At 32.0% G+C, this 15,465-nt stretch carries 16 protein-coding genes, 1 tRNA gene and 2 pseudogenes; 6 read left to right on the forward strand and 13 right to left on the reverse strand.

Features of this window, described 5'->3' with window-relative positions; translation table 11 throughout:
• Positions 1 to 416: 416 nt before the first annotated feature.
• Positions 417 to 938, forward strand: coding sequence for a hypothetical protein (locus JUJ52_RS15440; RefSeq protein ID WP_026682586.1), 522 nt, complete (start codon positions 417 to 419; stop codon positions 936 to 938).
• A 208-nt stretch (positions 939 to 1,146) separates the two neighbouring features.
• Here the strand turns inward: JUJ52_RS15440 and JUJ52_RS15445 are convergent, their stop codons facing one another.
• The 4 genes from JUJ52_RS15445 to JUJ52_RS15460 all read right to left on the reverse strand — a co-directional run bounded on the left by JUJ52_RS15445 (position 1,147) and on the right by JUJ52_RS15460 (position 4,733).
• Positions 1,147 to 1,332, reverse strand: a complete 186-nt coding sequence (locus JUJ52_RS15445) for a hypothetical protein (RefSeq protein ID WP_228089020.1) — start codon at positions 1,330 to 1,332, stop codon at positions 1,147 to 1,149.
• 382 nt (positions 1,333 to 1,714) lie between these two features.
• Positions 1,715 to 2,947, reverse strand: a complete 1,233-nt coding sequence (locus tag JUJ52_RS15450) for an MFS transporter (RefSeq protein ID WP_228089021.1) — start codon at positions 2,945 to 2,947, stop codon at positions 1,715 to 1,717.
• Positions 2,948 to 2,963: 16 nt separating this feature from the next.
• Positions 2,964 to 4,013, reverse strand: coding sequence for an ArsR/SmtB family transcription factor (locus JUJ52_RS15455; RefSeq protein ID WP_026682583.1), 1,050 nt, complete (start codon positions 4,011 to 4,013; stop codon positions 2,964 to 2,966).
• 228 nt (positions 4,014 to 4,241) lie between these two features.
• Entirely contained in the window at positions 4,242 to 4,733 is a 492-nt protein-coding gene (locus JUJ52_RS15460; RefSeq protein ID WP_228089022.1) for a MepB family protein, read from the reverse strand.
• 610 nt (positions 4,734 to 5,343) lie between these two features.
• Here JUJ52_RS15460 and JUJ52_RS15465 point away from each other — a divergent pair.
• Positions 5,344 to 6,699 carry a PepSY-associated TM helix domain-containing protein gene (locus JUJ52_RS15465; RefSeq protein WP_228089023.1) on the forward strand — a complete coding sequence of 452 codons (1,356 nt, stop codon included), beginning with the start codon at positions 5,344 to 5,346 and terminating at the stop codon, positions 6,697 to 6,699.
• Positions 6,700 to 7,188: 489 nt separating this feature from the next.
• Here JUJ52_RS15465 and chrA read toward each other — a convergent pair whose 3' ends face one another.
• Positions 7,189 to 8,385, reverse strand: a complete 1,197-nt coding sequence (gene chrA, locus JUJ52_RS15470; protein ID WP_228089024.1) for a chromate efflux transporter — start codon at positions 8,383 to 8,385, stop codon at positions 7,189 to 7,191.
• Positions 8,386 to 8,400: 15 nt separating this feature from the next.
• Positions 8,401 to 8,706 carry a PadR family transcriptional regulator gene (locus tag JUJ52_RS15475; protein ID WP_228089025.1) on the reverse strand — a complete coding sequence of 102 codons (306 nt, stop codon included), beginning with the start codon at positions 8,704 to 8,706 and terminating at the stop codon, positions 8,401 to 8,403.
• Between the two features lie 459 nt (positions 8,707 to 9,165).
• Between JUJ52_RS15475 and JUJ52_RS23735 the strand changes: the two genes are divergently transcribed.
• Complete coding sequence (locus JUJ52_RS23735; RefSeq protein ID WP_374488759.1) at positions 9,166 to 9,471, forward strand: VanZ family protein; 306 nt, start codon at positions 9,166 to 9,168, stop codon at positions 9,469 to 9,471.
• 43 nt (positions 9,472 to 9,514) lie between these two features.
• On the opposite strand, the pseudogene JUJ52_RS15480 reads toward JUJ52_RS23735, so the two are convergent.
• Both JUJ52_RS15480 and JUJ52_RS15485 read right to left on the reverse strand, forming a co-directional pair.
• A pseudogene (locus tag JUJ52_RS15480) lies at positions 9,515 to 9,825 on the reverse strand (integrase core domain-containing protein); the annotation flags it as partial.
• Positions 9,826 to 9,945: 120 nt separating this feature from the next.
• Entirely contained in the window at positions 9,946 to 10,209 is a 264-nt protein-coding gene (locus JUJ52_RS15485; protein ID WP_228089026.1) for a hypothetical protein, read from the reverse strand.
• A gap of 75 nt (positions 10,210 to 10,284) precedes the next feature.
• Between JUJ52_RS15485 and JUJ52_RS15490 the strand changes: the two genes are divergently transcribed.
• Positions 10,285 to 10,515 (forward strand): hypothetical protein, encoded by a 231-nt coding sequence (locus tag JUJ52_RS15490; protein ID WP_228089027.1) that lies wholly within the window; start codon positions 10,285 to 10,287, stop codon positions 10,513 to 10,515.
• A gap of 1,186 nt (positions 10,516 to 11,701) precedes the next feature.
• Positions 11,702 to 12,382 (forward strand): VOC family protein, encoded by a 681-nt coding sequence (locus JUJ52_RS15495; RefSeq protein ID WP_228089028.1) that lies wholly within the window; start codon positions 11,702 to 11,704, stop codon positions 12,380 to 12,382.
• Between the two features lie 116 nt (positions 12,383 to 12,498).
• Here the strand turns inward: JUJ52_RS15495 and JUJ52_RS23600 are convergent.
• Positions 12,499 to 13,035, reverse strand: a pseudogene (locus JUJ52_RS23600) (replication initiation factor domain-containing protein); the annotation flags it as partial.
• Positions 13,036 to 13,066: 31 nt separating this feature from the next.
• Positions 13,067 to 13,459, reverse strand: coding sequence for a YxeA family protein (locus tag JUJ52_RS23740; protein ID WP_026680676.1), 393 nt, complete (start codon positions 13,457 to 13,459; stop codon positions 13,067 to 13,069).
• A gap of 342 nt (positions 13,460 to 13,801) precedes the next feature.
• On the opposite strand from JUJ52_RS23740, the gene JUJ52_RS15510 reads away from it, so the two are divergent.
• Entirely contained in the window at positions 13,802 to 13,966 is a 165-nt protein-coding gene (locus JUJ52_RS15510; protein WP_166530971.1) for a hypothetical protein, read from the forward strand.
• A 400-nt stretch (positions 13,967 to 14,366) separates the two neighbouring features.
• Here JUJ52_RS15510 and JUJ52_RS15515 read toward each other — a convergent pair whose 3' ends face one another.
• The 3 genes from JUJ52_RS15515 to JUJ52_RS15525 all read right to left on the reverse strand — a co-directional run bounded on the left by JUJ52_RS15515 (position 14,367) and on the right by JUJ52_RS15525 (position 15,285).
• Positions 14,367 to 14,519 (reverse strand): hypothetical protein, encoded by a 153-nt coding sequence (locus JUJ52_RS15515; RefSeq protein WP_166530970.1) that lies wholly within the window; start codon positions 14,517 to 14,519, stop codon positions 14,367 to 14,369.
• A 63-nt stretch (positions 14,520 to 14,582) separates the two neighbouring features.
• Positions 14,583 to 15,050 carry a hypothetical protein gene (locus JUJ52_RS15520; RefSeq protein WP_228089029.1) on the reverse strand — a complete coding sequence of 156 codons (468 nt, stop codon included), beginning with the start codon at positions 15,048 to 15,050 and terminating at the stop codon, positions 14,583 to 14,585.
• Positions 15,051 to 15,212: 162 nt separating this feature from the next.
• Positions 15,213 to 15,285 (reverse strand) — tRNA-Val (locus JUJ52_RS15525).
• Positions 15,286 to 15,465: the final 180 nt, after the last annotated feature.

A 15,465-nucleotide genomic window follows, 5' to 3' on the forward strand; every position in this document is an offset into this window, starting at 1 on the left:
AATATAACGATAAGACTTAAACTAGCATATATTTGTTTTTGCTACACTTTTCCTAATCTTCTATTTCCATTTTGCCAACGCCAATCTGTCAAGCTCCAGAAAGGTACCATCTTATTTAAGAATGAAGCATTTCTGTAAAATAACTCATTTAACTGCATCGTTCATATATGTGGGAATACTGCTAATAACAATTAATTCAAATTTTTGTTATTCTCACAAGTAGTTATTCTCTAAAAGCTGATCTTTGTAAGGCTTTTATTTTTCATAAAAACATTACATACGTTCATCTTATCGATCGTTACGATTAAAACAGTGTATATTTAATGATAAGATTAATGTAGTTATAGCATTGTAATACTTCATTAATGTAAGAATCGGCATTTCCCAATGGGTAGGTCTAAAAGGAGGAGAAAAAGATGAAAACATATCTATACGTTTTTATGCTTGCATTTTCACTAATTTTAGTTGGGTGTTCTAGTGATGATGATAAAAATATCAATAGTAATAGAGCTAACGATACTTCCACTATTTCTTTAGAGGATCAGATTTTAAGAGAACTAAACGATAATAGCGAGAATGATGAACATGTTATTGATTACGATATAAAAGGTGATTATATCTTTGTTATATCTACACATAAACTTCATGGATTAAAAATATCGATTCTAAAAAAAGAGGGAAATGAAGTAAACTGGGTAATTGGCGAGAGAGATGTAACATCTCTTACTGCCGAAGGAGCACCAGTCGCAACTGTACTTACAGAAGTTCAATTGGGTCTGGAAAATGCAAAAGATATCAGGGTCCTTGGAGAACCAGTTAAGTCCATTGAATATCAACTAAAAATAACGGATGACTATAGTAAAAATATTAAATATTGGGTAGTTTATACTGATAAACTATTAGATTTTAGTAAAGATGTAGAGTACATCACTGATTAACCATTGTATTATTAATTCTCTTTTCAATTTAAACTATACAACTTCGGAATAATTAATGAGATAATCCTATTGAGTTTTGGGAAACTTTCTCTTGATTTTTCACTACCCATTACTGTGCTACGCTAAGCCCTCTTCTTGAGCTGATAGCAAGACCGATTCGGTGTCTGATCTGTCAATTAAATGAATGAATAAAGTACAAAAAACCTATTTATTCATCCATTTCCCTTTCATTCCTCGGTTTATAAAAAGTCATAGAAAATAGTATGATAATAATCATAAGTCCTGGAAGACCAGTAAACCAAGATTTCATAGCATCGTAATAAAACCAATGCAAAACACCTGTAACACTAACTAATACTACTCCAATTATATTAATTATTTTACTAGTTTTCACATCCATGTATCCCCCATGTAAATTTTTATTTTTATGACTGAATCTACCAAAACGCAGTTGGCATGACTGATAACATTTCCTAGTAGCGAATGTTGTAACATAGATATTAGATTACTTAAAAGTCTCCTCCCAGTCCTCTTTACTTTCTAAACATATTGTAGCGTGTCTATAACCTCATCTTTATAAAAGGATTAGTTCTTGTTTCACCACAAGATCCATAAGCTGTAAATTCCTTTGTACTTACCTTTTGTATGTTTTTGTAATTCCTAATAGAATACTACTATTCTTAGGCTAACAATTTCCTATAATGGTTTCGTTAATATATTTTATTTCATTAGTGTGTCCTGCAGAGAAAAATCATATTTTTCAAATAAGAAGAAGCTTAAACTTTATTTAAAGAAGGATGTAAATAGATAAAAGATGCTAATGTAGCAATTGTTCCCCCTATTAAGAATGTTTGAGTGGTACCGAGGTGCTCGCCTAAGATACCAGCAACTAAAGCAGAAAAAGGCATTAAAATCCATGTCATAAAGCGACTAGTTGCTTGTATTCGCCCTAATAAATGATCTGGACTAAGCTTTTGTCTAATAGTCACAATACAAGGACTCATAATGGCAGCACTTATTGTTCCTAATGCATTCATTATGACTAACCAACTGAAGGAATCGTATAAACCAAAAGCTATAATCGATCCACCACCTACAAAACCAGCAATAAATAATATGCTCTTGTATGAATAATATCTCTTGAGTACATTTGTAATTAGTGCGCCAATAATTGCAGCAACACCACCAATAGAAAGTAAGTACCCTATCCGAATAGCATCTAAACCTATTGTAGATTTTAAATGAATAACTAACATTGTTAAAAAAAGCGTCGTTCCAAATATTGAAATAAGCATAGCTAGATTTGTATATAATATCGGCTTGTGGTGAATGACAAAATGAAATCCTTCTTTAATATCAGCAAATACCTTTAAGCCGCTAAGTTTTTCGTTTTGTAAATTAGATTCTATGTTAATACTCAATATAACGAAATACCCCACAAGGAAAGAAAGACTGTTAATAATTAAACCTATTCCAGGATTAAAAATACTAATCAGAAGTCCACCTAATCCTGGTGCAATAAATACAGCCGTTTGAAATATCCCTGTATTAATCGAATTCACTAATTGTAAATCCTTTTTCTGTACTAATCTAGGTACAGAAGCAAATTGTGACGTATTATATACTTGGGTTAAAACCCCAACAATGAATGCAGCTACATAGACTTCCCAGATAAGTAAGTTATCCATTATATATAATAATCCTAAAATACCTATCATTAAAAATCTACCTAAGTCACACACTAACAAAATTTTCTTCCGGTTAAAATTATCAGCCAATACACCAGTAAACGGCTGAATTAAAATTGGGAGTCTCTCTAATGCTGCTACTATCCCCATACTTAATGGCGAACCAGTTAGGGCTAACACAATTAGAGGTAGAGCAATTAAGTAAATTTGGTCTCCAAAAAAAGAAATTAAGTTTCCACCTATAAATCTAAATACAGGATAATTCTTTCTAAATTCAGGCACTGTATTCTTGGATTCAGCCTGTTCAATCGAAACTCCCATGTAGCTTCCCCCTCTATTATTCACTCTCTAAGTAAAATTTGAGTTCCATTGGTAAATTCTCTATAGCTTTATCAACTAAGACATATTCATTTAAGCTCTGAGAAACTAACCTTGCAGACTTTAGGATTTTCAAATGATGATGAACAGTCGTTTTTCCCAATTGCAACTTAGTTGTTAGCTCTTGAAGAGTTACATTATTTTCTTTGATCATTTTTAAGATTTTCAAACGATTCTCATCTCCTAACGCTTTAAACCTTTGTACTAAGAGTTTATTGGGTACAAATTTGCTTTTATCTGAAATACTTTCGTTTGCTACGGCATAATAAAAAACTTTTACACCTTCCAAGTCAGCTTCGACATTCCAGGGACGATAGATATAATGAGGAATAAGTAAAACCTTATGTACACTTGGCTCTGGAGGGTACTGCACACCATCTGTTGCCCATTCTACAAACTGGTCTGGTTCAAAATTTTTAAGCATTTTTTCTTTTAAAGCTTTATCCCTTAAAAGAATAGATTCCAATTTTACTTTATGAGGCTCTATAATTGCTTTAAACCAACCAGACATAACTTCAATCAAGTGAGCCTTCAATTTCTCAATAGATACTTTATGAATAAATTCAAGGTATGTTGGAAGGAAAGTGTGGTCTTTTGTTATGTACTTTAATTCTCTAAGTGCATCTTTGGATCCTTTTAAAAGCTCCTTTTTTAATATTTCTCCTTCTTTTCCTAGATAGGGAATGGCGATCCACTTTAATTCTATGGAAGACAAGCTTTTTACATAGTTATTAAAAGAAGCTAAGTCCTTGAAATCCTCTTGATGCAAAATTTGTAGAAGTGTTTTCCATGTATTGTTTGCTTGGACATAGTCAAGTTGCTCTTTCATGTTTTTAGATAATGATTGGCTAATCAGCTCGTAATCTTTTTCAGAAAGGTCTAGAGTACTGATTAGGGATGTGTTCGTAATAGCCGCTATTCCTAATGCCGATTCCCACAAAAGAGAGCTTTTTATCTCAACGGTATATTTTTCTCTCTCACGTTTTACCCCTGTCGTTAATAAATCCATATTATCGCCTCCTGGATTAATTCTATATTAATAGAATTACATATTCAATATTTTTTGAATTAATTAGAATTAAAAAAGACATTTCTTTTATAGAGAATGTCCATTTCAATTTAATAACTATCCATTTATTTAGGAATCTTTTGACCCAACCTATATTGTTAATCTAAAGACAATCTAAGCGTTATTACCGAGTGAAAATCTAGTAATAATGAAATACGGTTTACATAACTAGGAGAAATACAAATCTGTTAGTCTTTCATTATCCACTCCGTTTGATACATCAATAAAATAATTTATTTGCCATTTTTGCGTTTTTGTCGCAGAACGGTTTAGTTCATTCTCCCAAGCTGGATAAACTCTTATCGCCATCTTCCCTTTAGAAGCTTCACTACTTAATATTCCGTGCTTGAGTAGTACTGATTTTGGAAAAATAAACTGTCCCTTTAATTCGTTATCTATAACGGTAACAATAATTTTATTAGGACTTTCATAATAAGAATACGCTTGATTTTGATTATTCGTATTTTTCTCCCAAAACACTACAAAATATCCCTTTTTCTTTGGAGTTAGTTTAGCTAAACGACTTCGATAATTATAATCTAATACACTAAAACTAACCCCTTCATATTCATAGTTTTGCTTTTCCTCAGATACATTTGTTATTTCATAATTTCCTATACACGACAATAAGCTATCTATTAATTCTATTGACTTCATCATCTAGTTCCTCCATAACTTTACATCATAATCATTATAGCAGAATTTCAGGGAATCGTTTTTCTGCTTTTTGCTTATATTCAAATTATTTCTCGATAGAAATCAATTCTGTAATATTAGTATTTATTAAAGGAATAAGTAAGATACTCGCTCTTCGCTATTGTCAGCACCTCCTCTGTACTTATTTTTAGTCAAAGAATTATAATAAATAATTTTTCTAAATCGATAGCATGAATATTGTATAATACATGCTTTTTGGGGTTTCTTTACCTATGTATTTTTGTACCGTACGTCTGCTTGGTCTCTTCCTAATTCGTATTTATTGAGCTTGTATGGCCCTTATCACTACTTATAATCTCTACCCACGCGTATATTCCCCCTTAGAATAAATTTACGTAAATTTTATGGTAGAAAAGGAGTCAAAAACGAATTCAATCTTCCACGCTTCTGTTATATTCCATCAAATTTTCACATTAATTAACACAAATGCATTGTACCTAATAATCCTTTAAATTAATATATAGTTATACATTCTATATATTGATTTTTATAAATAACATTATAATATGTTATAAAATCACAAATTAATCCAACCATAAATGGGGGGGTATTATTGAAGAAAGGAAATTACAATCGTTTTTGGAGATGGCATTTTTATGCTGCTCTGTTTATCACACCACTACTTATAACTTTAACACTAACTGGAATTGGCTATTTATTTTACACGAATGTAGAGAATGTAGTATACAAAGACTTTTTCTTTGGAGAAGGATCTAGTAATGAGCAATTATCTATTGATCAAGGTATAGAAAAAGCAAAAGAGCAATACAAAGGTTATGATGTGACAAAAATAATTGTTCTAGATGATCCATATAATACTCGTTTAACAATGACTAATGACGCTGGAGAAGAAAGATACGTTTTTTTAGATAATCATAATCAAATAGTTGGTAGTCAAAATTCAAAATACACATTTTCAAATGTAATGAGAAATACTCATAGTTCATTATTTGTCGGAGGAACAATAGTTAATTACCTTGTTGAACTAGCAGCTTGCTGGGCAGTATTTTTATTACTCTCAGGTATATATATGACAGTAAAAAGTAGAGTTTTAAAGAGAAGACAGAAATCAACAACTCGTCAAAGAAATAAGAAATGGCATGCATTAATTGGCACGATTATTACAATACCTATGGTAATTATTATTTTCACAGGGTTGCCTTGGTCTGCTTTTATGGGAAATATTATAAATACAGTGGCTCACGACAACCCATCTATTGGTGTTCCAATTTTAACACAAGAACCTCCAACTTCTGATATAAACGAAATTCCTTGGGCAACAAGAGAAAATGAGACTCCTACATCGAACAAACCTGACTCCCATGGACATCATGGTGTTAGTAAAACGAATACATATGACAACAGTAATATGATACAGGTTCAAACTTTAATGAAGGAAATTAAAAAATCAAACATCTCTAAACCGTATTCTATTGTTTACCCCTCTGATGAAGAGGGTGTTTATACAGTATCAAAAGCTAGCAATAGTGGCGTAACAGGATTAGATGTTAGCCCATACGATGAAATAACTAGTTATTTTGATCAATATAGTGGTAATTTAATATCACATGTGAGTTATGAAGATTATGGAATACTAAAAAAATGGTTTACTTGGGGAATTCCATTACATGAAGGACATCTATTCGGTTGGCCAAATAAACTGATAAATTTGACAGTTTGTCTTGCTTTCCTTTTTGTTATATTGTGGGGAATCAAAACTTGGTTGTCACGTAAAAAAAGAGGAGAACTTTCAGCTCCACCAAAAGTGCCCACTCAACTATCGGCAGGATTTATCATTTTCATGATTACTCTAGGTATCATTATGCCTCTTTTTGGTATCTCTCTAATTTTAGTTATCATAACTGAATTACTTATTTTAATTATCAATAAATATAAAGCCAAAGCATAATGGGGAGTTCATAAATTAGATAAACAGAATTAACGATAAACTTATTTCAGATCTAGAGCCTATTTGCTGGAAGGCATACTTATCGTAACTAGTAATTAGGCTCTCATTCTGAGTTTTTCTATTCATACCACTTTTGTAATAAAAGTAAAAAGAGGCTGAGACAAAACACAACTTCTTTATTTAAAATCCGAATAATCAGGTTATCAATAGGAGTATCATCGCTGCACCGTGAAAATATACGCGCTTTCCGCGGGCACGGTCTCAGCTAACTTGGTAAAGAAAAATACGTTACCAAGTGGATCTTCGGACTCGTGCTGTTCCCGCTGGAGTCTCACTTATTTCAGGTGCTAATTTAATTTTTCTAATCAAAAAATGAGCGATAATTAATTTCAACTAATTATCGCTCGTTTTTAATTGTTTCTTCATTCTTTTGTCTCAGCCTCTTTTAGAATCAATGCAATTAATGATTAGTCCTCGTACTCAACATCATTATGGTATCATTATCTGTAAAACATAGCCACCTATAACACCTATTATAACAATCAACCAAGCCGGCACCTTCCATATATTTAACAGACTAAATAATATAATACCTAAGGCAAAGTCAGCCGGATTAAAAATAGAGCTTTTTATTACTGGGTCATAAAATGCAGCTAACAAAATACCTACAACACTAGCATTAACACCCATCAGTACACCTTGAAAAGTTGCTCGTTGACGTAATTCATTTAGGAACGGTAAAGCTGCTACAATAAGTAAAAATGATGGTAGAAATATTCCAATTGTTGCTATAATAGCTCCAGTTATACCTTCCATCATCGTTCCAAGGTAACTGGAAAAAGTAAATAATGGTCCTGGTACAGCTTGTGCCATACCATATCCAGCTAAAAATTCATTGGCTGTTAATAAGCCTGTTGGCACTACCTCACGCTCAATCATTGGTAATACGACATGTCCGCCACCAAAAACTAACGATCCGACTCTAAAAAAGATATCAAAAATATTAAGTAAGGGATTGTCTGATACTCTATTTAACAAAGGCAGTATTATAAGTAAGCTTATTAAAATACCTAAAGAAGTCAAACCGAGCTTTTTTGAAATACTTACAGAAAAAGGCTGAACTTTTGACTCAGCTTTATCAGTAAATAATTTTAACCCTACCATACCAGCACCTAAAATGATTACGATCTGCATCCACGCAGATGGAAATATCAGCATAATACTAGCAGCTGCTATAGCTATGGCTAAACGAGATTTGTCAGGTGTTAACTTTTTTCTTAATCCTATTAATGCGTGAAGGACAACTGCCGCAGCAACGATTTTCAAGCTGTGTATGAAACCAGCATCATCTAAAGAAAATGTCTGATACATTAACGCAAAAATAATTAATACAATAATTGATGGTACGGTGAATCCAAACCAAGAGATAAACCCTCCAAGCAACCCTCCTCTCATCATTCCTATAGATATACCTACCTGACTGCTAGCAGGACCAGGTAAGAATTGGCAAATAGAAATAATATCCGCATAGGTTCGATCATCTAACCATTTACGACGGTCAATATATTCATCTTTAAAATAAGCTAGATGAGCAACTGGTCCACCAAATGAAGTTAAACCTAATTTTGTAGAAGTTAATACTATTTCAATAAGTGTTTGAATTTTATTTTTATTATTTTCAGACATAGATTCAGCCTCCTTTTATTTGATTTCCTTAAATAACTCATAAGCTTTTGCTCTTGCTTCTACAAGAACCTCTACGCCCTTATCTGTAGCTCGATAATATTTTCTTATCTTCCCCTCAACATTCACTTCACTTTTATTAAGAAGCCCATCTTTTTCCATTCGATGAAGTATTGGATAAAGCGTACCAGCACTCATTTCATATCCATGCTCATGTAATTCTTCAAGCATCCAAGATCCATATATAGGTTCTTCTTTCGCATGGTGTAAGATGTGAATGTGAATGAAACCTAAAAAAAGCTTGCGTAATACCTTATTGTCCAATTAACTACCCCTTTCGCAAACAACCATAATATCGAAAACCGATATCGATTTACGCTTTAATTTTATATTGTATTTATTTTCAATGCAACATGATATAAATTTCTTTACATGAAGTTTACATTCGTTATTTATTTGCCGCTTTTACATTAATTAAACCAATTCAATAAAAATACTCAGATAATAACCATACCTGAGAATCTCCTCATACATTCATCCATTATATTAGTTTCAACTTCAAATAAATGACACAATACAGTGTAATAGTTGTTCATATATATAAACAAGTGAATATACTATTAAGAGCAAATTATTTCGAGGTGTATATTATGTTCATAGAAATCAATCTTAGAAAAAAGTTATTATTAAGTTCCACATTAATATACTTGATTTTTCTTACATCTATTCATATTATAGTATCCGTTAATCACCCTAAAAGGATATTCTGAAGGCTCAGCTAATTTGATTCCATTTTCCACAATCGCAAATTATATAAGTAGCTTCAGTAGTTATAATCTAAGCATATGGTTTTATAATTTGTTTGGCATAATAGTGGCGTTTCTTCCATTTGGTGTTTTAGTAGCATTAATTATAAAAAATAGTTACGCATTTGTTTTTAATTTTACACTTATATTCAGTACACTTTTAGAATTATTACAATACTTGTTAATGTTAGGTGTATTTGATATCGATGATATTATTCTTAGTCTATTAGGCAGTACAATTGGATTTTTCATTTTTAATATATTCACAAAACTAAGTTTCTGAACTGGCCGCTCCCCTATCAAATAGACAGTGAAAAACAAAAAATCTACTCAACAGCCTTGTATCGATATTCTAACAGGCTGTTGAGTTTCTCCTGGTAACGTTCTTCATTATAGAATTGGATATATCGATCTATACCCTGTAATAATTCCTCATAACTTTTATATTGTTTCAAGTCATAACACCTAGCTTTAAAATGCCCAAAAAAGTTTTCTATAGGTGTATTATCAATGCATTTTCCAACACGGGACATACTGTTTGTGATGTCAGCTACTGTTGTCACGCAGCAATATTCTTTCGATGTATATTAAGAGTAGCGTGAAGTAAAGGAGTTTCGTCTGGATTAATTTCTAACGCTATATTAAAAAGAATCCTCATCCCAATGCTGACAAGAAATAAGGATTCAAAACACCAAGTGAAGTAAGGACGTTCCCTAACTTATTTTTAACTAACTAAATACCCACATATTTTAATCTTTTATTTTATTCTTCTAATAACTCGAAGTACCTTTTTAAAAATTTTAATGATCAACAAGGTAATAAAATAGAAAAATACACTATTAAATAAAATACCTAATAGTTTAAAACTTCTGAGATCCCCTTCAAAAAGAACTAACCAATCAGCAGGGAATCCATAATAATGATACTCACCTTCAGTACGATGACCAATATCAAAATAAAAAGAAAAGAATAAAACTAATAAAAAACTAGTGATCAAAATACCATTATTATTATTCTTCAAATGTATCACTCATTTACAAAAATATGTATGTTAAATTTTTTCTTTTATATTATACTCTATTTAAATACATAAACTATGAAAATGAAAATATTTTTATCTTTACTTGTATCTATGTTTATAATTGGAACCTTTAGCACTAATGTTTTTGCTTCAAGTACAGTATATGATGATTTGAAAGGGATTTCAGACGAAAGTGAAATTTTTGAAATAGTAAGTAATGATCAATTGCCAGAAGGAACACCAATAGTTGAGTTTGATAGTGTAGAAGATTTTGAAAAAGCATTACAGGAGTTGGAACAAGAATAGAAATTAGAACAAGCTATAGAAGTGTTGGAGGAACAATCTAGCATTTCAGATAGCTTAAACTCTAGTGGGTTTTAAACTCTAGCAACAACCGAAAATGGTTCTAAACGGCTTACTGTTGCACTTAAAGTCGGTAATCCGTTAAAACCCGGTACAATTACTGCTGATATAACATATACTTACACAGGAAGTGGAAAGAAGAAAAAGTTTTCTAGAATTAAAAATGTAAAGTCTCATTCACTTTTATCATTTCCAGTAGATTGGAAACAACAAACTAAAACCACTAATATTTCTAGCGATAAAAAAGGGTTCGTGTAAAACTTCAAGGATACCATTTAGTAGGAGTTTCTATTGGGGGACAAGGAGTAGGTGCGAGAATCAATGATACAATTAGTTTCAATTATTATATAAATAGTTCTAAAAAAGGCGTGGTAGAATTATAAAAAAGTACTAAAAAACATACTAAGATTAGTGGGTAAGGTCATCGACGGATGATCTTACCCACTATTTCTTTTTTAAGTTATAGTGAGGAGTGAAAGAAAGCTCCCGATCAAAGCCTCAGGGATTACGAATCCAAATAAAAAACAGGGCTTCTTCACTTTCATTTTTGATCCTTTTTACTTTTACCAGCAGCCCGAAGTTTAGGTGAATTATTATCAGCTTTTTCTAATTCATCATATGTGAAATGACTCGGTACTCTCTGTCAAAAAAGAGTGGTTTAAGGGAATCCGTATTTTCAAATTTGGTTCAAAAAATTCGTCGATTCAAAACATGAGGTTGGACACACTTTTAAAAATATCTATTGCACTGGATATTCCAATAGGCGTATTAATTGAAAAGCTTTTACAATATGAAAAAACTGCCCCCTCGGCTTATTTTTTACATTGCTTTCTTCCGTACTGGTCCAGCTGAAAGGATATTTTCTAACTTAAATGTATCTTACTCTTTTACGATAGTAACAATAAGCCAAAATACGCTTTTCATTTACTTCAAGCACACGGATATAACGCTCCGTAACTATGTTATTGCTGTCTATATAAAAGATAATGTAGTTTTTTTCTAATATTTTATATAACGATTTGTGATACCTTTTGATTTGAAATTAGTATTTTTAATTATTTCTATATATAGTATACTAACGATGATAGAGTCTTTAGAAAATTCCATCAGAAAGTAGGTACAATTTATATTGGAAATTCAAACATTAACTCTTCAAACAAATAATATCAAAAAAATGAGGGAATTCTATGTGGATACTTTCGGGTTTCCTCTACTTACGGAGACTGAAAATAGTTTTCGAATTGCAATTGGATCAAGTGAATTGGAATTTACCTCAGAAAACGTAAAAGGGTATCCCTATTACCATTTTGCTTTTAATATACTTGCTAATAAATTTGATGAAGCTAAAGCATGGGTAAAAGAAAAAGTACAATTAAATGATAGGGATGGAGAGGATGAAGCAGATTTCTCTCACCTCCCAGCTCATGCGCTATACTTCTACGATCCAGCCGGTAATGTAGTGGAATTTATTTCAAGACACTCTATTGCTGAAAAAGGAGAAGGCCCTTTTTCTATAGAAGGTGTTTTAAACATTAGTGAAATAGGACTTACAGTAGATGATGCTATAAGTGCTGGGGAAAAATTAATGGCAATTGGAATTAATGAACGAGATAATTACCCATTAAGTACAACCTCGCTTAATTTTATGGGAGAAAAATCAAAGGGAGTTTTTATAATACTTAATCAGCCAGGGAGAGAATGGATATTTTCTGATAAAATATCTGCCATATTCCCTATGGAAATTACTACATCTAATAATAGTAAAATTATTGTAAACTACAATCACATTTTAGAAACCTATGCAGGATAAAAATATGAACTATAATCTGTTATTAAGCTAGGGACATAATGAAAATGAAACAGCTATAACGAACTGTTCCAACCTTACATTAAGCCCCTCTACTTCCCCAATAAGTAAAAGAGGGGCGCCCGAACATTCTTTAAGCGTAATTCATATCTATTCCATTCTGGGAAATCTTCCAAAAGCTTATTATACTTTTAGAGCTTGTTCGTAATTTTTTTCGTAAAAGCACAAATATACTTCCGATTTTTTAGAACCAAAATAAATTGTTGTACCGCCTGTTGAACCATCTTCAATTGAATAGGAACCGTTATAATCTGACTTCCTAAACTTTGATATGGCTTCGCCATTTTTAACTTAAAACACGTTTTATAATCATCTATTGCTAAGTCAAATCTAGTAAATGTTCCTTTATACTCTAAACAATCATTAAAAAAATCAAACCATGTCTTTTTTCGCCAATTTAAAAAGCTTTCAAACTGCCGACAGCCTTTCCCAGACATTTCAATTAATATGCCTCTATTATCTCCCTCAACAGAATAAAAGACTTTTATGTTATCTAGTTGGTATGTACCAACGTAGCCATAAAAGCCTGTTTGTAATTCCTGCATGTATTCCTTTTTCAAATGCAATACATTTTCAAGAACATAATCAATATCGTTTTAATTATGTTCCCTTCATTCTTAATGGACGCTATTTTTGATGTTCATTTAATTTATTTACTATATTTTCGGGAACATCCTCCTTCTTAACGACTGTCACATCATGCATTCGAGTATCACTACCTTTTTTTATAGCTTTGATATATGTTCCAATTGGGTGCTTATTCTTAGAATTAAAACTTAAATCAATTTCATTTAAACCTTTATCATATCCAATTAAATCATATGAATTAACATCATCACCGTGTTCTTTTGCTATGGGATCTTTTGTAGGTTCTACTGTTACCACTCCATACACATCTGTTTTACTTGCAAATGGATTATAGCGACTCAAGTTACTACTTAATTCTTCTGATTTCTCACACCCAGCTAATCCTATACTAAATACAATTGCTAATATCAATATGCAAAATCTTTTCCTCATACTTTATTTACTCCTTCACTGTATGTTCTTTTGATGCTATATAGATATATTAACACTTCTAAAAATAATATACTCTTTCAATTATGTAAGGTGTATAATACATATGAAATATATACTGCACATATAAAGATTCCCTATATAGATGTCACCACTGGATTATTATTAAGTATATAGAGAGTTTAAAAAACTAATTAAATACGAAGAGTTAAGAGGTTAGATAAGCCCCCACAAAAGTGAGGGCCGTTTTATTCTTTGCTTATTAGTATCCAGTTGCAAAAAGCCTATCTACCATCTAAAATTATAACAACGTTGATTACAGTAACTCAAGAGGGGGATTATATAATGGATGAAAGCTATTTTGTAGGCTGGGGTACTCTAGCTTTGATTAATGCAGGTATTGCACAAGGCAAAAGCAGAACTGGCTTAAATTGGTTCTTGCTCTCCTTATTATTAGGGCCTTTAGCAACACTTATTTTATTGTTTGTTGAAAAGGAAAATTCTTACTAAGCTTATTATTGCGCACTAATACTATTATGTATATAATGTAAACACTTACCCACAATGTCACACCGACACAACTTAAAAAGCTCCTCTTATGAGGGGCTTTTTAATCAATCCACACATAAATAATACTTTCTAATGAAAATTATTTACCCTTTTAAATGATGTTTATTCAAGAAAAATGTCAAATAATTGAAGATTGTTCCTAAGATAAAAACGTTTGAGAAGGAATTTTTATGGACTTCCATGAAATATTTTAATGGATATGAAAAAGGAGAGATGAGATGTTGCAGGAACATATCCAATGTTAACGAACATATCTTTAAGAGGAATAATATTTTGGAAAATGTCACTTGAATCAACTGTAATTGTCAATTTAGTAGTTAATGTTCCTTCAGGACCGATCTCAATAGGGATAGGTAATAAGGCAAGGGGGGATATCCAAATCTGCTACTTTTTTCACTTCTTTTGAGCATATTACATTATCAACTACAGCGGGATCGTTATGACATTGATCTTGATTTGGAGCATGGCCATAAGCACTTTTAGGTTTTTTCATTAAAAAAGCTCCCTTCTCACATACTAGCTTTCTTTAAGGAAAAAAACACTTTCGTATATATTATTAATTTGAATCCGGAAAATATCGTTGATCTGGCGCAGCAAGTAATGATCGCATTACATCCGTATTTATAACTTCTATATCTGTAACATCTTCTTTTAAATTTTTAACGCCTTTCATCGGATTACCTAAAATGTAATCTTCGTCTTGAATCGTAGAAAAGAATACACGCAAAGTTTTAAGTCGCGTATTAATAATAGAGGTCGCTAACCCTACAGTTTTATACTCATGTCCGTCGAATTTAACAATCTTACCAATAGATTTCGGAATTTCTCTCGATTCTAAATACGACATAAAAAACCGAAAATTTTCGTCATACTGTTTCAACGTTCTAGCCGAACGTCCTTCCGATACTTTAATTTCGTAGAATATCCGGAACAAGTAGTCGAGGTCATCTTTCGAAGATTTACGTACCGATCGACCACTCTTTCTCTGCTTTCCTTTCGTTCTGAATCCGCCTGGTTCACTCACAATCATCGCTTCTTATCCGTATAAATTATACGAATAATCACCGCCACCTTGTCGGAAAACAGCACAGCCACCCTACGTCTAAGTCAGCGTAATAGTCACCGTTAAGTCACCGCATTAAAAAACGCTAAACAACGCATGATTATACGGATATTTAGCGAGGTATGATTCCGATTGGGCTCGAACCAACGACCTCCACCCTGTCAAGGTGGCGCTCTCCCAGCTGAGCTACGGAATCGCATTAATAAATACTGGTTACTCTATTAATATACTGTCTCTTCCTCTATTCTGTCAATCACTTCTTTTTAGGTTATAAACTTTTTATAACGTTGCCAAGTAAAGTAAGTGATATTTCTTCCAATCCAAACATTAATATATTAAGAAAATGTGAAAATCTTAATTCTGAACTCTACTTTTA

This window comes from Virgibacillus sp. AGTR (genome assembly GCF_016919725.2).
Lineage (GTDB): Bacteria > Bacillota > Bacilli > Bacillales > Amphibacillaceae > Virgibacillus > Virgibacillus salarius.